The following is a 20,300-nucleotide window of genomic DNA, read 5'->3' as shown; positions in this document are numbered from 1 at the left end:
ACGGTATCAGGGGCCTCCGAAAACATCTCGGACGTTTTTCCGCGCGCCGCACGGCATCCGGTGTTATGGGTCCGGAGCCGTGTGTGCACGCACACACACGACATTTTCCAACAAAAAAATTATATAATTCTGGAAGATTTTTATAACCACTTTATTAGCAAGCAGTTCTGAGGATAAGGTAAAAATGAGGTAATGATTTGGCAACCCTGTCTATTTCTACGTTCTGCTGTGAGTTGCTGTCAATGTCTCTCGTCTTGGTACAAAAGTAGCAATAAAAATCGGATACACATCAAAATGTCCCATGATTTTTATCACAGGACGTTTTTTATCTTCGCTGAATAATCCGGTTTAACCGTTACTTCTATTTTCGGCAAGTTGCGGGCTATGATTGCTGAAATTTATACTTTAATCCATACTCTTCCAACTTGCTATACAGCGTTGTACGTCCGATTCCGAGCAATTCGGCGGCAACCTTGCGGTTTCCGTTTGCCTGCTTCAACGCGCGTAAGATGCGTTCCTTGTCCTCCGCATCGTTTCGCAAGGCGAAGCTGACAGGTGAGGTCGGTTTCGTTACGGCAAGTTCCAGATGCTCTTTCATGACAACTCCCGTCTGTGCCTGCAACACCGCGCCCATTATCTTCTGCCGAAGCTCACGGACATTACCCGGCCACGGATGGGTCAGCAATGTCTTACGGGCTTCCGCATCGAACCCAGTCACGCTACATTCCAATTCATTGTTGGCAATCTCACGGAAGAACTCCGCCAACGGCATGATGTCCTCCTGACAGTCACGCAAGGGCGGAACAGTTATCTCGAAGTCGTGCAAACGGTACAGCAAATCCTGTCGGAAACGTTTTTCAATGACCGCTTTCTCCAGATCCTCGTTGGTGGCGGCGATGATGCGGACATTGAAGCTCTTGTCCGTCTTGTCACCTATAGGGCGGTATCTCCGTTCCTGTATGGCACGGAGTAACATCTGCTGGGTTTCCAATGCGAGATTGCCTACCTCATCCAAGAACAATGTGCCACCCTCTGCCTCATTGAAGTATCCTTTCTTTGTGCTGTCCGCACCCGTAAACGCGCCTTTGACATGTCCGAAGAATGCCGAGGGCGCAAGGTCTTTGGAGAGTGAACCGCAGTCCACAGGCACAAACGGTTTCCCTGCCCTTTTGCTCTTATCATGCAGATGGTGGGCGATATGCTCCTTGCCCGTGCCGTTCTCTCCGAATATCAGCACGCTCATATCAGTAGGGGCAACTAATCTTATCTGTTGCATGATTTTCTGAAAGGCGGAACTGTCACGGGCAAAAACGGGCATACGATTTCGTCCGATACTCCGTTCTTTCAGGATGGTATGAAGCAGAGGCATAAGTTTATCCTCCACAAGCTGCTTGGGGATATAGTCCAGCGAGCCGAGTTTCATACTTTCGACTGCCGTATGCACTTCGGCATAGTTGGTCATGATGATTAACGGTTGTGTCATGCCTTCCTTGCGCATCCATCGTAATAGGTCGATGCCGTCACCGTCGGGTAGTCGTAGGTCAGAAACCACGATGTCCCCGTCTGAGGCTTGTTGCAGAAGTTTCTTCGCGGTCGAGAGGTGGTAAGCCTGCACGGTACGGAATCCTTCCCGTGCCAGCAGGTTGCAGACAAACTCGCAATACACGATATTGTCCTCCACCACGATGATTCTTGTTTTATCCATTTTCGTATTTTTCCTTTCTTCTTTTGCCTGCCGGATAATTTCAGCACCTTTATCCAGCACAGCCGGTCACCGCTTTGCATATCGCTTCGTCATCTGGAGTGGCACTTCCATGAAGTTGGGCGTAAAGTTCCCTCAATGGCTGGTCGGCACGGAGAATCTGCCATGAACTTCGCAGATGGTGTGTAAGTGTGTCCAGTTCTTGGAGGTCTTTACGCTGTTCTGCATCCTTGACCGCCTGCATTTCCTTTTCGGTTTCCGCTATCAGTTTGTCCAGCATGACGGATTCATTGCCATAAGATAGCAGAGTGGAAAAATCCGGCTTTTCATCCAATATGCTGCTTAATGCGCATTTATCCGTAATCTCCATCAGTTCGGATATGGAGAACGGCTTGAACAGGCATCCGGCAAATCCACGCCCTATAAGTTCCTCCTTGCTGCAACTGCCCGAAGCGGTTGTCACGACTATGGGAATACTCTTCGAGTTGCCTACATTGGATGAGCGCAACAGTTCCAGCAGTTCAAAACCGCTTATCTCAGGCATATTCAGATCCGTCAGAAGCAGGCTGTATTCCTTTTTTCGTATCAGCTCCATCAGTACCGAAACATTGGTACAGGTATCGCAGTGCATCCCTTCATGGGCATACATTTCTTTCAACATAAGGAGAAGTACCTCGTCATTGTCGATGGCAATCACATCATGGCAGATATGATTATGGCGCATTTGCGCTTGAATTGTCTGTTCCGGCAGTTCCTCGGCTGTCTGCATGGGAATTTCCACCGTGAAGCGGCTCCCTTTGCCTTTCTCGCTTTCCAAGCGTATAGTTCCACCGAGCATCGCCACAATACGCTGCACGATGGACAATCCTAATCCGAAGCCGTCTTTTGCGGCGGCATTTGAAAGACGTTCAAATGCACCGAATACTCGTTGTTGCTCATCTTCGGTCATGCCCGTACCGGTATCTTCAACGATAAGTTTCAGCAAACCGTTATCATAATCCGCTGCCAATGATACACTACCGTTATCCGTGAACTTGATGGCGTTTGACAACAAGTTGTTGCCGATTTGCAGGATACGTTCCTTGTCGGTCAAAACCACCGCATCGGTGTGGCTCTCCACTATCAAAGTCAGCCCCTTGTTCATGGCAATGGGCATGAACTCCGTTTCAAGAATATGCGTGATTGCGGAAATCCTGCAAGGGGAAAGGTTGGGTTGCTCCTTGCCGTTGTCCAGACGGAAGAAATCCAGCAGCGTGTTGAGCATCTCCCGCATACGCTCGGAAGATTGCCGGATATTATCCACATACATGGTGCTTTTATCCGCGCTACAACTTTTCTGCATCAGTCCGGCATAGCCTCATTTTGTCAATCGTATTTTTTCGTGGTAGAAGTAGTTTACGATGACAGGTTTGCCTTTTTCCGAGCGTCCGTATGGCAGATCGTTTATACGATACGGGAAGCCCTGCTCCTTGGCGTAATTTGAAATGTCCTGCTCCAATGCCTGCCAGTATTCAAGCCTTTTTTTATTGTAAATTTCCTCGTAAAGCGGTATGAGGTCAGGATACTTCTCACGGATATACGTCATTATCCCGCCTTTGAACTGCCCGCGTAAATTCAGGTTTTCAAGCCAGATTAAATCAGCATAATCTTTTACCTCCTCTATTATTGCCTTCACGTCTGTTATTCTGGGGAATATGGGCGAGACGAAGCATACGGTGCGGATACCTGCCTCGTATGTCTGACGCATCGCTTTCAGACGGCGTTCAATGCTTACGGCGTTGTCCATATCTGCGCAGAACTGCTCGTCGAGCGTATTGACAGACCATGACACAGTCACTTTGGGAAAACTCTTCAACAGGTCGAGATCGCGAAGGACAAGATCGGACTTTGTGCATATCATAATCTCGGCATCGCTTCCTCGCAACTCTTCGAGCAGCCTTCGGGTACGGTGGAATTCTTCTTCATACGGATTGTAACCGTCCGTCACAGACCCTATTACAACACGTTCACCGTCGTATTTATGAGGATTCGTTATCGGCTTCCAGTTTTTTACATCTAAAAACGTACCCCACGGCTCGGTGTGCCCGGTGAACCGTTTCATGAACGATGCGTAGCAATACCTGCAGGCGTGGGGACACCCTACATAAGGGTTGACCGAATATCCTCCCACCGGCAGAGAGGATTTGGTCATTACACTCTTTACATCTATTTCCTTTATTGTATCCATATTCATTGTATTCGTCTGGTAAATTGTTCCGGCAATTCCTGAATCATTCTTTCGTCGCCCATAATCGGCAGCAAATCCTCTTTCATGAACACCGGTATGCCATGAGCCTTTGCCTGTTCTGCAATGCTAAGCACCCATTCGGGGCGCGAATATGACTTTCCTTTTCGGTTTCCGGTCTCTGTGCCTATGACAATCCAGTCAATTCCCTCGAAATCAATCTCGCCGATATCATCGAAGAGAGGTTCAAACGTGACATGGTAGTGTCGTGCTTTGATATTCTTTTTCAAATCATCAATCCTCCTTTTCTCGGAACTGCGCGTGACGGTCACGCCCATCCATACGTTCTCGTCGTCAGAGGAGAAACTGATTTTGTCAGGGCGCTTCGTCAGAAAGATATAGGCGTGCTGGGGATTGCTGCTGATCCGCTCGAAAATTTCTGCGTTCCATTCAGGCTTCCAATCGGAGAAATCGCTCATTCCTGTCATGAGCCACACATGAGGACGGGACGTATCGATGATGCGCAGTTTTCGTTCCATGTATTCAGGCACGGAAAAGTCGTCGGTAATGTGGAAACGGCGGCAGTTGTTACGGGCATAGCAGTAAGGGCATCCTATAGTGCACCCTACCACTATGTTCATGTTTTTTATCAGGGATTTAATGCAGACACTCATAACACAACTGTTTCTCCGTCCTCCGGGATAATCAGCCGGCTCATGTCGGCTTCGTGATGCGTTGCCTCATTGCGCAGAATTGCACGGGTGGTCTGGCAATGGTCGATGGCATCCATGTGTACGGCTATCAGCTTGATATGCGAAGGCAATTCGTCAAGTATCTGCATCACTTCGTTCTCGTCGGGGATGATAGGACCGTCCGTTTTGGAAAATTCGGGAAAGATTGCACCTCCGGAGTTTACCACGATATAGTCAGGATTGAACCGTTCCACGGTGTCTCGGATACATGCTTCCCATCGGCAGTCACCCATTATATAAACGGTCGGGAAGCCCTCGGCTTTTAGCACATAACCTGATACAGGTCCCATCATCTGCCCGATCTGCCCGAAACCATGATGTCCGGTCGTGCGGTAAATGGATATGCCGTCTATTGTTTTTATTTCTTCGATGGGTATCACATTTGTAAATCCGTCGTTTCTGATGGCGTCCGCGTCCTGGGGCTGAACGTAGAAAGGAATTTCTTTGGGCAAATGTGTGGGGACACTCGGCTCGTAATGGTCTATGTGATTGTGGGTCAGGAGCACCATGTCCACGCCTCCGATAATATCCTGAATAGGAATGGTGAGGTGTACCCTCGGTGTTTTATTCACACCGAGGGCCGATATCAAAGTGCCTTTGTCGGCTAAAACGGGGTCAATTAGCATGGTGTGTCCCGCATACCTGATTTTCAAGGTGGCATTGCGCACCAATTGTACTGTGGATGTCTTTTTCATGACTATATGTCTTGTTATTGATTACGGGTGCAAAGTTCGGAAGAATCCGGCGAAACATCTATGCCTGAAAAAACGGTAATTATGCCATTTTGATAAATGAAATTATTATCTTTGCAAAAACGACAAGGATATGGACGAGATAATCAACCCTGATCGACTGGTCAGCGTACCGTTCAACAAGACACGCTGCGGCGTGGATTTTTACATCAATACTGCCATAAACAAGGACATCGGACTTGTGCTGACAGAAAACAAGCGGTTTAAGACAGACTTCTTCAGCTTCTACTTTTTCCGTAAGGCAAACGGATATTTGCTACTGAACTTCCGCAAGATTGAACTGCGCGACGGCATGGTTCTCCTGCTTTCACCCCATCAGCAACAAGAGTGGCATGTAGATGAGACGGCGTTGGATTACACGTTCCTTATATTCCGCGAAGATTTCATGCGTACTTTTATCGCCGACAAGTTCTTCGTTTTTCGCCTTTTGTATTGTTACCAGACAGATACGCCGCCTTACATCAATGCCACACATGACGAAATGAAGGAATATATGCGGCTGCTCGGAAAGATTAAGTATGAGCTGATGAATCCAGTGTCCGATACGTACAATATCATTGTTTCCTTACTATATTATCTTTTGCTGATTATCAATCGTACATACGCTGCCGCCTATTGCTTGCCCGCTGAAATTGCTAAAAACAATTTCGCTTTTCGGTTCAAGGACTTGTTGGAACAGAATATCCGCACCCACCAGCGGGTGCAGGAATATGCAGACATGCTTCATGTCAGTCGCATCACACTCAATAACTCAGTAAAAGCCCAATTCGGAGTATCAGCTACCCATTTGATAAAACAACGTCTGCTTGAGGAACTGAAGAACGAATTGCTATTCTCCAACCGCACTGTCAGTGAAATGGCGGATGATTTCAATTTCTCTGATCCGAGCCATCTCATGCGCTTCTTCAAACAGCAAACAGGCAAAACATTTACTCAGTACATGACGGATTACAATAAAGGCATATACGAATAACTTCTTAATATAGTCGATAGCGGCTATCGAAATATGGTTGTTGATGTTCAGGCGTTTTTGTACTGCATGAACCATTTTACGATTTCTGGATCTTCGTGCGAGCCGAGTAAGAAAGGCTTGTCGGTATCCAGCGTCTTTATCCGTGCCATGTCGTCGGCCGACAGGGTGAAGTCTAATATGTCGAGATTCTGCTTCATGCGTTCCGGTTTCACAGACTTAGGAATAATTATGCACACTGATATTTATCGCGCCCGGACAGGTGTTCGGTGCGGAAGATGACGGCATGCAGTTCCAACCAGATGGCTACCTGCTTATGTTCCATCCCGACCTGCTGCGGAATACACCTCTCGGGCGGATAATGCGTGAATATTCGTTCTTTTCCTACGAGACAAACGAGGCATTGCACCTTAGTGTGGAAGAACGGCAAATCATCATGGATTGCTTCCACAAGATTCAATATGAATTGAACCATCCGATACACCGTCACAGCAAGAACCTCATCACAGACAGCATCAAGACGTTCCTTGATTACTGCACACGTTTCTATGACCGCCAGTTCATCACACGCGACAACCAAAACCGAGACATCCTCGCAAGATTTGAGCGGTTGCTTGACGAATACTTCCATGATGGGGCTGCTAAACGGATAGGCTTGCCCACTGTACAGTATTGTGCAGACAAGCTCTGCCTCTCGCCCAACTATTTCAGTGATTTATTGAAAAAAGAAACAGGTTCAACCGCCCTGCATTTCATTCATGACAAGTCTATTGAAATAGCCAAGACGGAACTTGCATCTACAGACGACACCGTTAATGAAATCGCCTATAATCTCGGTTTTCAGTACCCGCAACATTTTACCCGACTGTTCAAGAAAGAGGTAGGTTACACTCCGAATGAATATAGAGCGCAAGTGTCGTGAGAATTGGATTAGTACAGAATATTAGAACCCAACACCTCTCTTGCGCTTAACTTTCTTCCTTCTGCGAAGTATATCCACCATTTCCTGATTGGCTTCCGCATCAGCAGCGTTATAAGATGAGCCACTGCTTTTTAGCAATCCCCAAGAGCCGTTGAACAACTCGCTTTGTGCCGTGCCGGACGGTGCGCTTGGTGTAGCCGTTTCATATATTCCGGCTGTTATTCCCATACGTTCCCTGCATCTGTTGTGCTGCAAAGCCGCGTCAATCTTGGAATAACTGAAACGCCTGTCCACTTTGGAGCCGTTGAAATGGTAGCCATTCATGGAGAATACAACACCCTGCACCTCGCTGGTCTGCCCCTTATGCTTGAAATGTACTTCCACTCCCTGCCGTTTCAGGTTGGCGATAAGCACGTTCCAGTTGCCGCATCTGCCGACTTCCATTTTGATGATGTCGTAAAGCGCATATTTCGTCCTGTCTGGCTCTTTCAGGCGGTTGCGTTTGACATTGTCCTTTCCGCCAGCCATATGCAAGCCGTATTTCAAGGTCAATTCCTTGCAGATGCGGGTACTGCGCAGACGCTCGTGCCTGTCCGATATGGTATTGCCGTTGTTGTCTATGCGGTTGAAAGCAATATGCACGTGCGGATGCTCCTTGTCGAAATGCTGGGCGATGAAGAACTGCGTATTCTTGATTCCCATCCGTTCCATATATTCAAGCGCGATGCCTGCCATGATACGGTTCGTCAGCCGTAACTCATCCTCTTTGGAAAAACTCAACGCGATATGTCCGACAGGTTTTGTCACCTTATCGTTCATCCGTGACTGGGCATTGAAACTCATGGCGATAGTTTCCAGATTTTCCATAAACAAGCCTTCGCTTGCTACTATCTGCGTATCCTTCTTCTTGTCGATGATGTAATCCACCACACCCTTGAAGTCGCTTCCTTTTACGATTTTCGCCATCATATCCCTATCTTGGTTATAAGTTCATGAATCCTTGCCACTGCCACCTTGCAGTCCCACCGTTCATCGTGGAAGCCTCCGGCGTTTGCCTTACGCGCAAGCTGGTTGAGATTGTTAGCCATGCCGCAGAGTTGGCGGATGTATCCGGCATGTTCCTCCGACAGCCGTTCTTTCACATGACCGTTACGGAAACATTCCCTCATGTACTCGCTTGGTGATACGCCCGCCTCATGCGATCGTGTCAGCAGGCGGAAGTAGTCGGCTGCCGTCATTTTCACTGCGATACGGTATTTCAGTTTCTCGGTTGCTTCCTTCTTGGGGCGACCTCCCTTGTTGCGTTCCTTGTGTTCCTTTGTCTGTTCCATATTTTATTCCTTTTAATTCGGTTACTGATTCAACTGTATAGACCGACGGGATGCCACCTCCTGCAATTTGGATGGTGGGTGGCAAGCGGTTTCGGTACACCCGAAACACAAACTTGCTACCTCCCAATCCTTAAGGAATGAGTTTCGGGCATCTCCCGTTTTTCTCATTCGGGATGTCATAATCCCAACCCTTTCTTCTTGGGTTTTACGATAGTTCTTGGCGGTGGACTAACGGCTAATTTCTGCCGGATTCCACGCAGGTAATCGTTCAGGTCTTTATGCCCTTTGTAGTTGTCGGAGAAGTCGCGGATGCGTCCGGCGAACTTCCTTTCCAATTCCCGATACGCCTTTCTTCCCGCCTCGTCATTGTCGAGCATGCAGTGGATACGTCCATACCCGTGCAGCACATCTATAGCTTTGGAAACATTGGCGGTCGAATTGAGGATGACGTAATCCTGCCTGTCAAGGTCGGGCAAGTTCGAGCAGTTCCTCTTCCGCAACGTGAGGAATGAAAGATAGTCCATCATGCCCTCGAATACAAGGCATTTCTCTCTCGCTTCTCCCTGTTGCCGAATATGGCTGATGTCTTTGGGTGCGACACAGCCTTTGAAAAAACGGTTACGCACTTCATATCCTCCCGCCACATTCGGAAAACCGATGGCAAAATAGGGCTTGCCGTTATGGGTGAAGTGGAGCTCTTTACATTGCGCCTTTGCCAAAGCGATGTTTATGCCCCGTTCCTGCAAGTATCGGAGCAATGCCGGATGGGTGAGTTCGCCCACCTCCAAATGTTGGAAACTCGGTTCGGATGCCTGCTGGCGAAAAGAGAAAGATATGGGACGGATGTGTGGTGCCTGTTCCGCTATCTTGCCAAGCAGATAAGGCACATGGTCGGATGCGTACAGTACCCCTGCAAGTGCGATGATGTTACCACCTCTTCCCAGTCCATAATCGAACCACAGGTTGCAGTCGGTGTTCACCTTGAACGAGGCTTCCGTTTCCTGACGGAACGGGGATTTATACCACAGGCAGTTTCCCTGTTGCTTTACGGGCGAATAACCCAAACTTTGCAGATAGTCCGCAATTTTGATTTGTTTTGCTTCTTGGATGTTCATGATATAATTTCTATGGATTTGATGATGACTGTAAAAACGTTGATTTGATGAATGGGATATGTATTGTCCTATACGTTAATGCTTTATATTCTCAACATCTTCTCAACAAACCACTCACAAATAGAGAATCCAACAAACTGATGCTGTTTCCCTCTCAACTTTTCTTTTCGATTGTTGAGAATTTGTTGAGAGTGTATGCTGTTTATTATCAGTATGGTTATATCATTATTCATCAATTCAACAAAAAAAGAATAGTATTACAGGGATTCAAGTTGTTCCCTTGTGACGGTGTAGAAACGACCGACTCTTTTTATCGGCTCATATCGGCACTCCCGATTGTAATTGAATTGGTAAGTGGTATATGTAAGCCCGTTAGAGGCAGGAGTAAGTTTCCAACATTCCTGCAATACCTTTCTGACTTGGTGCTTCTCCACCTTTACCTGCGAATGTACCAGCAAAAGAAGAATGTCGTTGTGGCAGAACGAGAATGTGTCCGTGCCGACACTTTCCATAATGTCAAGGATAAGTTCGCACATCTCTATCTCCAATCGGTTGCGGTTGCTGCGGATAATCTTCTGCAAGGCTTCGGTATGCAGCAAAGAGGGCGCAAACCACATACGGCTTTCCTTTTCGGTGGAAAGTTGTCTGTATTGCAGGTAATACAGAAAGGCAGGTATCTCAGCTTTCAGCTTTTGCAGGAAGTCTGTGTCATCGGATTGCAGACGGTCTATCTTGCGCACCCAATAGCGTGTTTCACCTGCATCAATGATAACAGGCAGATACTCGTTGTTGGAGCATAGCACGAACTTGGCAAAGAACGCTATCTCGTCACGGTCTTTGCCTTTGGCTTCCACCTTGTAGGAAAGTGTGGTGCTGAGGTTCTTCAACCGCTCGCTGTCCTCCCTGCGGTTGAGCAATACCTCGTCCACCACGATGAGCAGTTTTCCTGCCCAGTCGGAATTGAACTGGCTGCGGAAGTCCTCGTTGGTATTGAAAGTGACATTGTTTTGAAACACAGCTTTCAGGAAGTTCAGGAATGTACTCTTGCCCGTGTTGCGTTCTTCTGATACCAACAGCAGGATAGGCAGTTTCTGCACGGGTTGCAGGTAGAGCAATTGAAGATAGTCCATGCCCAATTCATACTGTTCACCGAAGATATGGCGCACCAATGACCGGATACAGGGAAACTCGCCTTGTTGCGGACGGTGTCCTATCGGCTCGTAGAGGTTCAGGAACTTGTCCACCACGGGACGGTAGTCCACATGGTCGGGGACGGTGCAGAAGCCGTCGTACTTCGGCACGGTGGCGAGATAGTCCTTGCCGTAGTCCTGCCGCAGTGTTTCGTTGTTCCACACGATGCGCTTCTTCACATAGCCTCCGTTCAGACGGGGCTGGTTCACTAACTTGTAGAGGGTAGTACCCACACGGATAAACTCCTCATTTTCAAAGTTGCCTTGTTTCATTAGCACTTCATTTTTTTGTTTAATCAGTGCAAAACTCGGCAATTAGCGCAGAACGGATTAACAACTCACGCATACCTCACGTAAGATTTTCTTGGATTTGGCTTTATGACATACAACAAAAGCCCGAAGAAATGCCATTCTAATGGATTTTTCTTCGGGTTTGTCGTAATCGTACGTATGAATGGCAATACACCTATTCACATACTCGTATAAATACATTGTTGGCAATGGGAATACGCATAGGTCTCACTACTTCATGTCGTCATATCATTAGAACTTATGCCTGATAATTAGACATATCCCAACCATTTATACCCAGCGAAAAGAAGATATTTGTTTTCTCTTTTCGCAAGTACAGCCTTTTAAATATGGCATTGCGCACCTGTTCCGCACCGAAGCTGTCAATGCGGAAAGCAAGTGCGACTATCATCGGAAAGCTGAACACATCGGCATGATACCCGTTCTCCTGCCGAACATACTTCTGTACCTCGTATTCTTTTAATGCTCCACTGTTATAGATGTTTCTGATGGCAGAACGAAGTGTCGGAGCAATTACTCCGAACAGTTCCACCAATTCCGGCTCGCTCATCCAAATGTTTGAGACATTCTCCGGCATGATGATATTGCCGGATTCATTCACTGTTATGCTGTTTCTTCTCATACTCATGACATCGTTATTCCGTTAAACGTCTTACTCAGTTTGTCGCCGAACATGGTCAGGTCGTTGTCGAGCTTCTGCGTGGTTATCTTTGCGTAGAGTTGGGTCGTGACTATATTCGTATGTCCCAACACACGGCTTACGCTTTCAATGGGCATCCCCTTGCTCAAAGCTAATGTTGCGAAGCCATGACGACTGCAATGAAATGATATTGACTTGGTTATGCCACATTCCCTTATCATCCGTTTCAACGGTTTGCAGATAGACCAATAGTTCAAGCCGGGGAATATACGATTGTCTTTCTGCATCGGTCGGTAGCGTTCGACTATCTGCAAGGGTATATCCAGCAGCTTCACTTGGAAGGCGACTTTTGTCTTGTGGCGTTTGGACAATATCCACTTCTCGCCGTTCACCTCCACGATGTTGTCATTCGTCAGTTCCTGAATGTCCACGAATGACAAGGCGGTGAAACTGGCAAAGATGAAAATGTCACGGATGTATGCGAGCTTGCTGTCTGCAAACTCATGTGTCATGACCGCTTTCAGTTCATCCTCCGTCAGATATTCCCGTTCTTTCACATTGGGGCTGATATGAAACTGGATGAAAGGATTGCGCGGTATCAACCCGTTATAATGCGCTTTCATGACCACGCCTTTCAGCCACATACAGTTTGCCCATATCGAACCGTTCCGCAATCCGGCTTCAGTCGAGAGGTATGCGGCGAACTCCTTGATGAAATCGGGAGTAAGTTCCAACATGGACATATCGCTGCGTCTGTAAAACGACTTGATAAAGGCGGCTACATGGTTTCTTGCCCGTACACGTGCCCGATAGGTAGCCATTACCCTGTCTTTGCCTACCCGTTTCTTGAACACTTCGTTCTCACGGTCGAATGCTTTTAGCAGCGTCTCATACTCGCTGCCGATTCCCTGATAGGCGTTGCGCACCATCTCAGCCGTAACAAATGCCTCGCGGTCTGAAATGCGCTGGTAATGTTTGATGATTTGCGCCTTGATGTTGTCAAGGGCAAGGTTGATGTCTCGTGCCTCGCGGCTCTTGCCTTTCGCCTTGTTTCCTTTCACGTCCCAAAGCGTTTTCGGGATGTTCTGCTTACAACTGAACTGCGCCACAGTCCCGTTGATTGTCACTCGTCCCATGATGGGGACAATACCGTTTTTCTCCTTGCTGCCGTTCACGTAGAACAGAACCTTGAATGTGCTTCTTGCCATACTCGTTTTTTGTTTGCAAAGTTATTACTCAACGAGTTAGACCTTGATATGCCAACCTGTGCCACAAGCTGCCAAATACAACACGGTGTGTTAAAAATCACCATTCGGCGGGTAATGATTTGGAGACCGTTCTTCTTCATAAATCCGCTTTCCTTTACGTTACCTCGATTTTTCGCCTGTCCTCATTTGTCTTCGCAAACGCCTTATTGACAGGCATTACGAAGACATTTGTCCCTTTTTATTCGTCTTTTCCAGAGATATATAGTAACTTTGCCTTGGACCCGTTCCCCCGGAGCGAACGGATGCGACCGACACGCCACAATCATTCACCACATAAAACCAACTAACTAATTACAATCATGAAGAAACTATTGACGAAAGTTCATTGGCTGTGTGCCGTCCTGCTGGCGGTAACGCTGCTGCAACCGGGACTTAGCGTCGCCCAGAAAGGCGGGGGGGGGGGAAATTCACCCTTTCAGGCACAGTCAAAGGTGACGGCCAGCCCCTCGTCGGCGCGACCGTAGTCGAGCCGGGCACGTCGAACGGTACGGTGACCGGTGCAGACGGCAAATTCTCGCTTTCGCTCTCGAAACGCGGGGCGTCCATTCAGATATCCTTCATCGGATATGTGACCAAAACGCTCACCGCGAATGCCGATTTTCTGGAAGTTTCGCTCGACTCCGACGCCCAGAAGATCGACGAAGTGATGGTCGTCGCCTACGGCACGATGCGCAAACGCGACGTGACGGGCGCCATCACCTCCATTTCGTCGGAGTCCATCGAACGCCGCGCCCCCTCGAACGTCTTCGAAGCGTTGCAGGGACAGGTCGCCGGCGTACAGATCTCGGCAGGCTCGGGACAGCCGGGCGAAGCCTCGCAGATCAATATCCGCGGTATCTCGACCTTCTCGGCCGAAGGCGTGAAACCGCTCTACGTGGTAGACGGAATCCCGATGGAGGACATCGACGGCATCAACCCCGGCGACATCACCTCGATCGAAATCCTCAAAGACGCCGCATCGGCCGCCATGTACGGTTCGCGTTCGGCCAACGGCGTCATCCTCATCACGACCAAGGGCGGTCAGGAGGGAGCTCCGCGCATCGACGTGAAATACCTCCACACCTGGGGCAAACTCTCCCACAAACTCGCGCAGGCCACACGCGCCGACCGCCGCAAGTTCGACATCCTGCGCGACACCTATCATAAGGACAACGCGACGGGCTACGTTGACAACGCCAGCAACCAACTGATCAACGACTCGCTGAACGCAGCGTTCAACGTTGACAACGACTATCAGGACCTGCTTTTCCAGTGGGCCCAGAAAGACCAGGTGGACCTGAGCGTCGCCGGCGGCACGAAGCGGATGAAATACTTCGGATCGACGGGCTACTACAACGAGCGCGGTATCGTTCCCAACACGAATTTCCAGCGTCTGACGGCCCGTATCAACGCCGACTACACGGTCGCCAACTGGCTGACGCTCCACAGCCGCGTATCGCTGGGCTACTCCCAGAAGAACGGCATCAACGAAGGGCAGCTGATGACCGCAATGCTGTCGCGCCGCCCCTATTTCAACCTCTACTACCCCGACGGCACGCTGGCCGGCGTATTCCAGGGCCAGAAGAGCCCGCTGGCACAGGTGAAATACACCACCGACCGCACGGAATACTATCAGGGCAACCTCTATCAGGGCTTCGAACTGAAGCTCGCCAAGGGGCTGACGTTCCAGACCAGCATCAACGCCAACCTCTATCTCAACAAGCGCCAGCGCGTCTACCCGAGCATGATCACCGACGAGTGGCAGAAGAGCAACAGCGGCTACGCCGCCGACAACCTCAACTGGAACTGGCTCAACGAGAACGTCCTCACCTATAAGAACAAGTGGGGCAACCACAACTTCTCGGCCCTCGTGGGTTTCAGCGAGCAGCAGTGGCGCACCGACCAGACCGTTCTGTCGGGCATCAACTCCTCGACGGACTTCATCCCCACGATGAACGCCTTCGCCGCCAACCTCACCCTGAACGAGACCGGCACCTGGCAGTCGAATCACTCGATGGCGTCGCTCTTCGCCCGCGTGACCTACGACTTCAAGGCGAAATACCTGATTCAGGCCACCTTCCGCCGCGACGGTTCGTCGCGCTTCTCGAAAGGCAACCGCTGGGGCAACTTCCCCTCGGTATCGGCCGCATGGCGCCTCTCGGACGAGAATTTCATGAGCTTCTCGCGCCGCGCGCTCGACGACGCCAAGATCCGCGTCAGCTGGGGTATCACCGGCAACGAGCAGATCGGCAACTACGACTACCTCTATTCCTACGCCACGGGCGACATCTACGACGGCGTGGGCGGCGTCTACCCCGCACGCCTCGCCGTGGACAACCTGCGCTGGGAGGAGACCCGCCAGGTGGACGTGGGTCTCGACCTGAGCTTCTTCAACAGCCGCCTGACCATCACGGCCGACTACTACGACAAGTACACCGACGGTCTGCTGGCCAACCGCGAGCTCCCGAAGGAGTCCGGATTCTCGACCATGCGCACGAACGTCGGCGAGGTCAGCAACCGCGGTTTCGAGTTCTCGATCGCCGGCGACCTCGTCCGCACGAAGGATTTCCGCTGGAACGCATCGTTCAACATCTCGCGCAACTGGAACACCGTCGAGAAACTTGCCGAGGGCGAACCCTATCTGGAAAACGACCTCTGGTGGATGGCCGAGGGCGGTTCGATCGGCGACTTCTACGGCTACAAGCAGATCAACATCTTCCCCTACGACGAGTCGAACGCCTTCACGCCCGACACGTGGCAGCAGCTCACGCCGGTCTTCGAAAACGGCTCGTTCAGCCACTACACGCTCGACGGGCAGGTTTACAACGGCAGCTACGTGCAGAAGAAACTGCCCAACGGCAAACCCTTCCGCGGCGGCGATGTCAACTGGGAGGAGTCCGCGGGTTCGCGCGACGGCGTGATCGACGAAAACGACCGCATGATCATCGGCAACGCGCTGCCCACCTACACCGGCGGCCTGAGCACGAACTTCACCTACAAGAACTTCGGTCTCTTCGTGTCGTTCTACTACTCGTTCGGCGGGCAGATCTACAACTACGCCGAGCACCAGCGCAACATGTTCCTCTACACCTCGACGACCCCGTCGCCCCACGTGATCAACAACATGTGGATACACCAGGGCGACCAGGCGCTCTACCCGCGCCCCTACAACGACGAGTACAACAACGCGCGCTACGCCAACTCGTTCTACGTCGAGGACTCCGACTACATCCGCCTGTCGAACGTGCGTCTGTCCTACGACCTGCCGGAGCGCTGGCTCAAATCGCTGCGCATCAAGGCGCTGCAAGTCTACATCTTCGGCAACAACCTGATGACGTGGACCTCTTACAGCGGCTACGACCCCGAGTTCTCGTCGTCCAACCCGCTGCAAATCGGCCGCGACACCTACCGCTACCCCATGAAACGCGAATTCGGCGCAGGTATAAACGTTAAATTCTAAAGGCTTACAACAATGAAAAAGATCAAATACATACTTGCAGCCCTCCTGCTGGCCTCGGGGTTCAGCTCGTGCGAGTCGTTCCTCGACGAACAGCCCGTGAGCGAACTCCCCGCCGACCAGATGTGGACCTCCTCGCGCGAAGCCAAGGCCGGCGTGAGCCAGATCTACGGGTTCTTCCGCTCGGCCATGCGCGAAAACTACTTCTACTGGGGCGAATTCCGCTCGGACGACTTCGCCCCCGGAGCTTCGACGGCAGCCACCCAGCAGCGCGTCATCGACAACCAGCTGACCACCGACCTCAACTGCACGAAGTGGACCGCCCTCTATCAGGTCATCAACCAGGCCAACCTCTGCATCAAATACCTGCCGGGCGTCGATATGCCGTCGGTGTCGGACCGCAACGACCTGCTGGGACAGGCTTACGGCATGCGTGCGCTGGCCTATCTCTACGCCGTGCGCGTCTGGGGCGACGTGCCCCTGTTCACCGAGCCCAACGAGGAGTACAGTCAGGAGATCTACCGCGAGCGCACCGACATGAACTACATCCTCCGCGAGGTGGTTCTCGAAGACGCCAAAAAGGCCGAGTCGCTGATCGACCGCACGAAGAACAAGGAGCGCAAACGCATCTCGGTCTACGGCGCGTGGGCGATCATGGCCGACACCTACATGTGGCTCAAGGAATACAGCCTGGCCGACCAGACCATCGAGAAGATGAAGAACGACGCGTCGTTCATGGCCCTCGAAACCGACATCAGCACCTGGAAGAAGATGTTCGCCGAGGAGCTGAACAACAAGGCCAGCGACAACACCCCCGAGAACGACGAATACAGCACCAAGGAGTTCATTTTCATCGTGCATTTCAACATGGATGAGGTGGGCACCAACGGTTACAGCTACATGTACCAGTGGTTCACGGGCTCGGGCAACCGCGCCGCCGTGATGTCGCCGGCGCTGCTGGCCAAATACGATCAGGAAAAGGACCTGCGCTTCCCGCTGGTGACGAAGAACTACCAGTCGGGCTGGGAGATGCGCAAATACATCTCGGGCGACATCTCCTCGACGCTCAACAGAACCTGCGAAGTGGGCTACCCCATCTACCGCTATTCGGACATGATCCTGTTGCAGGCCGAAGCGCAGGCCCGGCAGAGCAAGTGGGAGGAGGCCCTCGACCTGGTGAAGCCGATCCGCACGCGCGCCGGTCTCGAAACCCCTTCGGCCGCGGATTTCGCCGACGAAGAGGAGCTCGTGGACTTCATCCTCGACGAGCGCCAGCGCGAACTGGTCGGCGAAGGCCGCCGGTGGTTCGACCTCGTGCGCACGGGCCGCTGGAAGAGCGTCATGGGCCCGATCAACGGCTGCCAGGAGGACGGCAACGAACTCTTCCCGATCCATTTTTCCCACCTGGACCAGAACAAGAAACTGGTGCAGAACAGCTACTACGCAACGAGTAAATAATTTCCAAAACGACCTGTACCATGAAACCCATAATCAAGAAATTGTCGTTGCTTCTGGCGGTCGCGCTGACCGCAGCCTGCGGCGACATGAAACTGCAAACCGACGCCGACTACGACCATTCGGTGCTCGACCCCCACATCCCGATGACGGCGTGGGAGTATTTCGAAACCCGTACGGACATTTTCAGCGAGTTCATGGCGGCCGTCGAATACGCCGGCATGAAGGAGTACTACACCCAGACCGGCCGCGAATACACCTTCCTGGCGCTGACCAACACGGCCGTCAAGGCGTTCGTGAGCACCTATCCCGACAAGTCGAAGATCACCGACTGCCCGAAGGAGGACGTGCAGAACCTGCTGCGCTACCACATCATCGACGGTTTTTACAGCGGCTACGGAGAGCTTCCCGTGGAGGCGATCTTCGTGCTGACGCTGCGCCGCGGCGAAGAGGGTCTGATGACCATGCTCACGCGCAAGAACCCCTGGATGGCCGACGCCGGAGCGATCATCGTGAACGACACGGGCACGAACGGCAACTCGCCCATGCGCAAGTCCGTGAGCTGCAACATCATGCCGACCAACGGCGTGATTCACGTCTTCGACTCCTACTGCTATTACAGGAAATAGGACACGACGAACATTAAAACACCGAAAACCATGAACAAGAGATTATTCACGATACTGGCCGGGATTTTCGCCGTCATGTCGTTCGCAGCCTGCAACGACGACGAGGGAATCGACCCTTCGGCCGCCGAACCGACCATCACCTACGCCTACGACACGCTGGAAGCCGACCTCAACGTGGTGGACAACCTGCCGGTCGTCGCCATCGTCAAATCGGAAGCAGGGCTCAAAAGCGTCTCGCTCAGCATCAACACCTCGGACGGGGAGACGGTTCCCGTGACCACCGTCACCGAGTTCTTCAACGCCAGGAGTTACAGCCTCGCGGAGGAGATCAACTACGAGTCGAACTACACCGAGGCCGTGATCGAGGCCGTGGACCTGCTGGGCCGCAAGGCCGAGGCGAAGATGCCGATCTCGATCATCGACGTTGTGGAAGCCCCCTCGATCGTCTTCACGCCCGCAAAATGGTCGTACGACGAGACCGTCGGCGGCGAGAAGCCCCGCACGCACATCGAAGTGAACACCTCGGCGCTGTTGCAGTCGATCGAGATCACCCGCGTGAAGACCTCGGGGCAGGAACCCTATACGAGCCTGACGTTCACCGACGAAGATCAGCAGAAATCGTGGACCTTCGACGAAATGATCGAGTTCGACGAATTCGACAGAGGCTTCAAGGTCAAGGCCGTTGACAACTACGGACAGGTGCGCATCGAGACGATGCAGATCCAGTACAAGACCGTTCCGCCTCCCGTCGTGACCTTCGCCCAGACGACGATCGCGGCCGACAAGGACGAGGAAAAAACCGTCGAGATCGCCATCGAGTCGCAGGCCGGCGTCGTCAAAGTCGAGCTGTTCCGCGTGGAGGGCAAGACCGAGACATCGGTGAAGACCACGACCTACGAGAGGCTCAATGAGCTGAACTACGCCGAGAAGATGCTCTTCACCAACTCCACGTCGGGCGTCAAGGTGATCGTCACGGACAATGTGGGCCGCACGACCACGGCGACGACCAAAGCCTGCGTCAACATGTACTACGTCGAGGATATTCCGGTCGCCACGGCTCCGGCGGGCGACGGTGCGGAAGCTGCCGGCGGGGCGAAACGCCTGCTCTCGCTGGGCGACCAGAAGACCTACTCCGTGCAGGAGTGTCTGGAAAACACCGACTTGCAGTCGCACGCCGACGTTAAGGTCTACTACATGAACGGCAACGCCCAGTCGGTGCGCATCTACTCGATGGAGAATGCCGACGGCAAGAACGCGGAATACTCGTACAACGGCCAGAACATCGGCAGTTTCGGCGGGCTCAACGCCACCCGGTTCAAACTGCTCACGGACGTGGACTTCGAGAGCGCCACGGCCGCCGACATCGCCGCCATCGACGCCGGAACCATCCAGTCCTCAAACATCAAGGGCAAAGAGGAGCTGATCGGCGCCGTGATCGCCTTCAAAACGGGCGCGAAGTCCTCGGCCGGCAGCGGCAAAGTGGGCCTCATGAAACTCGTTGCGATCGGCGAGAAGATCGGCACGAACGCCAACGCCCGCGTATTCACCTTCGCGGTCAAACTCCCCAAGGAGTAACCGCATTTTCAGAATCGGAAATTCCTC

16 protein-coding genes and 2 pseudogenes are annotated in these 20,300 nt (G+C 51.7%); 6 read left to right on the top strand and 12 right to left on the bottom strand.

All coding sequences use genetic code 11. The features are described from left to right. Positions 1–382: 382 nt before the first annotated feature. The 5 genes and pseudogenes from WMO46_RS07710 to WMO46_RS07690 all read right to left on the bottom strand — a co-directional run bounded on the left by WMO46_RS07710 (position 383) and on the right by WMO46_RS07690 (position 5,373). Positions 383–1,705, bottom strand: coding sequence for a sigma-54-dependent transcriptional regulator (locus WMO46_RS07710; protein ID WP_005775887.1), 1,323 nt, complete (start codon positions 1,703–1,705; stop codon positions 383–385). Next, positions 1,698–3,059, bottom strand: a pseudogene (locus WMO46_RS07705) (sensor histidine kinase); the annotation flags it as partial. The pseudogene WMO46_RS07705 and the gene WMO46_RS07710, both read right to left, overlap by 8 nt. Next, a complete protein-coding gene (locus tag WMO46_RS07700) occupies positions 3,060–3,935 on the bottom strand; it encodes a radical SAM mobile pair protein B (RefSeq protein WP_004329298.1) in 876 nt (291 codons plus the stop codon). After that, entirely contained in the window at positions 3,932–4,600 is a 669-nt protein-coding gene (locus tag WMO46_RS07695; RefSeq protein ID WP_004329299.1) for a radical SAM mobile pair protein A, read from the bottom strand. Before WMO46_RS07695 ends, WMO46_RS07700 begins: the two co-directional genes overlap by 4 nt. After that, positions 4,597–5,373 carry an MBL fold metallo-hydrolase gene (locus WMO46_RS07690; protein WP_004329300.1) on the bottom strand — a complete coding sequence of 259 codons (777 nt, stop codon included), beginning with the start codon at positions 5,371–5,373 and terminating at the stop codon, positions 4,597–4,599. The genes WMO46_RS07695 and WMO46_RS07690 overlap by 4 nt, the downstream gene beginning before the upstream one ends. A gap of 130 nt (positions 5,374–5,503) precedes the next feature. Between WMO46_RS07690 and WMO46_RS07685 the strand changes: the two genes are divergently transcribed. Further along, entirely contained in the window at positions 5,504–6,403 is a 900-nt protein-coding gene (locus tag WMO46_RS07685; protein WP_004329302.1) for a helix-turn-helix domain-containing protein, read from the top strand. Positions 6,404–6,450: 47 nt separating this feature from the next. Here WMO46_RS07685 and WMO46_RS07680 read toward each other — a convergent pair whose 3' ends face one another. Next, the gene (locus WMO46_RS07680) at positions 6,451–6,600 is read right to left on the bottom strand and encodes a hypothetical protein (protein WP_004329303.1); all 150 of its coding nucleotides are present in this window, start codon (positions 6,598–6,600) and stop codon (positions 6,451–6,453) included. 62 nt (positions 6,601–6,662) lie between these two features. Here WMO46_RS07680 and WMO46_RS07675 point away from each other — a divergent pair, with 62 nt between their 5' ends. Beyond that, positions 6,663–7,322, top strand: a complete 660-nt coding sequence (locus WMO46_RS07675; protein ID WP_004329304.1) for a helix-turn-helix domain-containing protein — start codon at positions 6,663–6,665, stop codon at positions 7,320–7,322. A 21-nt stretch (positions 7,323–7,343) separates the two neighbouring features. Here WMO46_RS07675 and WMO46_RS07670 read toward each other — a convergent pair whose 3' ends face one another. From WMO46_RS07670 to WMO46_RS07645, 6 genes are all read right to left on the bottom strand, one after another. Beyond that, complete coding sequence (locus WMO46_RS07670) at positions 7,344–8,291, bottom strand: relaxase/mobilization nuclease domain-containing protein (protein WP_007560543.1); 948 nt, start codon at positions 8,289–8,291, stop codon at positions 7,344–7,346. Next, entirely contained in the window at positions 8,288–8,653 is a 366-nt protein-coding gene (locus WMO46_RS07665; RefSeq protein ID WP_004329306.1) for a MobC family plasmid mobilization relaxosome protein, read from the bottom strand. The genes WMO46_RS07670 and WMO46_RS07665 overlap by 4 nt, the downstream gene beginning before the upstream one ends. 176 nt (positions 8,654–8,829) lie before the next feature. Continuing rightward, entirely contained in the window at positions 8,830–9,768 is a 939-nt protein-coding gene (locus WMO46_RS07660; protein ID WP_195288850.1) for a toprim domain-containing protein, read from the bottom strand. A gap of 257 nt (positions 9,769–10,025) precedes the next feature. Beyond that, entirely contained in the window at positions 10,026–11,231 is a 1,206-nt protein-coding gene (locus tag WMO46_RS07655; RefSeq protein WP_004328112.1) for a primase-helicase family protein, read from the bottom strand. Between the two features lie 277 nt (positions 11,232–11,508). Then, on the bottom strand, positions 11,509–11,898 hold the full coding sequence (locus WMO46_RS07650) for a hypothetical protein (protein ID WP_004328110.1): 390 nt from the start codon (positions 11,896–11,898) through the stop codon (positions 11,509–11,511). Continuing rightward, positions 11,895–13,118 carry a site-specific integrase gene (locus WMO46_RS07645; protein ID WP_005775881.1) on the bottom strand — a complete coding sequence of 408 codons (1,224 nt, stop codon included), beginning with the start codon at positions 13,116–13,118 and terminating at the stop codon, positions 11,895–11,897. Before WMO46_RS07645 ends, WMO46_RS07650 begins: the two co-directional genes overlap by 4 nt. Positions 13,119–13,477: 359 nt before the next feature. Here WMO46_RS07645 and WMO46_RS07640 point away from each other — a divergent pair. From WMO46_RS07640 to WMO46_RS07625, 4 genes and pseudogenes are all read left to right on the top strand, one after another. Continuing rightward, positions 13,478–16,617 (top strand): annotated as a pseudogene (locus WMO46_RS07640) (SusC/RagA family TonB-linked outer membrane protein). A gap of 12 nt (positions 16,618–16,629) precedes the next feature. Then, positions 16,630–18,072, top strand: coding sequence for a RagB/SusD family nutrient uptake outer membrane protein (locus WMO46_RS07635; protein WP_019150958.1), 1,443 nt, complete (start codon positions 16,630–16,632; stop codon positions 18,070–18,072). Between the two features lie 20 nt (positions 18,073–18,092). Next, the gene (locus WMO46_RS07630; protein ID WP_019150959.1) at positions 18,093–18,698 is read left to right on the top strand and encodes a fasciclin domain-containing protein; all 606 of its coding nucleotides are present in this window, start codon (positions 18,093–18,095) and stop codon (positions 18,696–18,698) included. 30 nt (positions 18,699–18,728) lie between these two features. Further along, positions 18,729–20,273 carry a hypothetical protein gene (locus tag WMO46_RS07625; RefSeq protein ID WP_026076574.1) on the top strand — a complete coding sequence of 515 codons (1,545 nt, stop codon included), beginning with the start codon at positions 18,729–18,731 and terminating at the stop codon, positions 20,271–20,273. Positions 20,274–20,300 lie beyond the last annotated feature (27 nt).

This window comes from Alistipes intestinihominis (genome assembly GCF_040095975.1).
Taxonomy (GTDB): Bacteria; Bacteroidota; Bacteroidia; order Bacteroidales; family Rikenellaceae; genus Alistipes; species Alistipes senegalensis.
The sequence above is the reverse complement of the archived record's forward strand: the minus strand, read 5'-3'. Positions and strand labels throughout refer to the sequence as shown.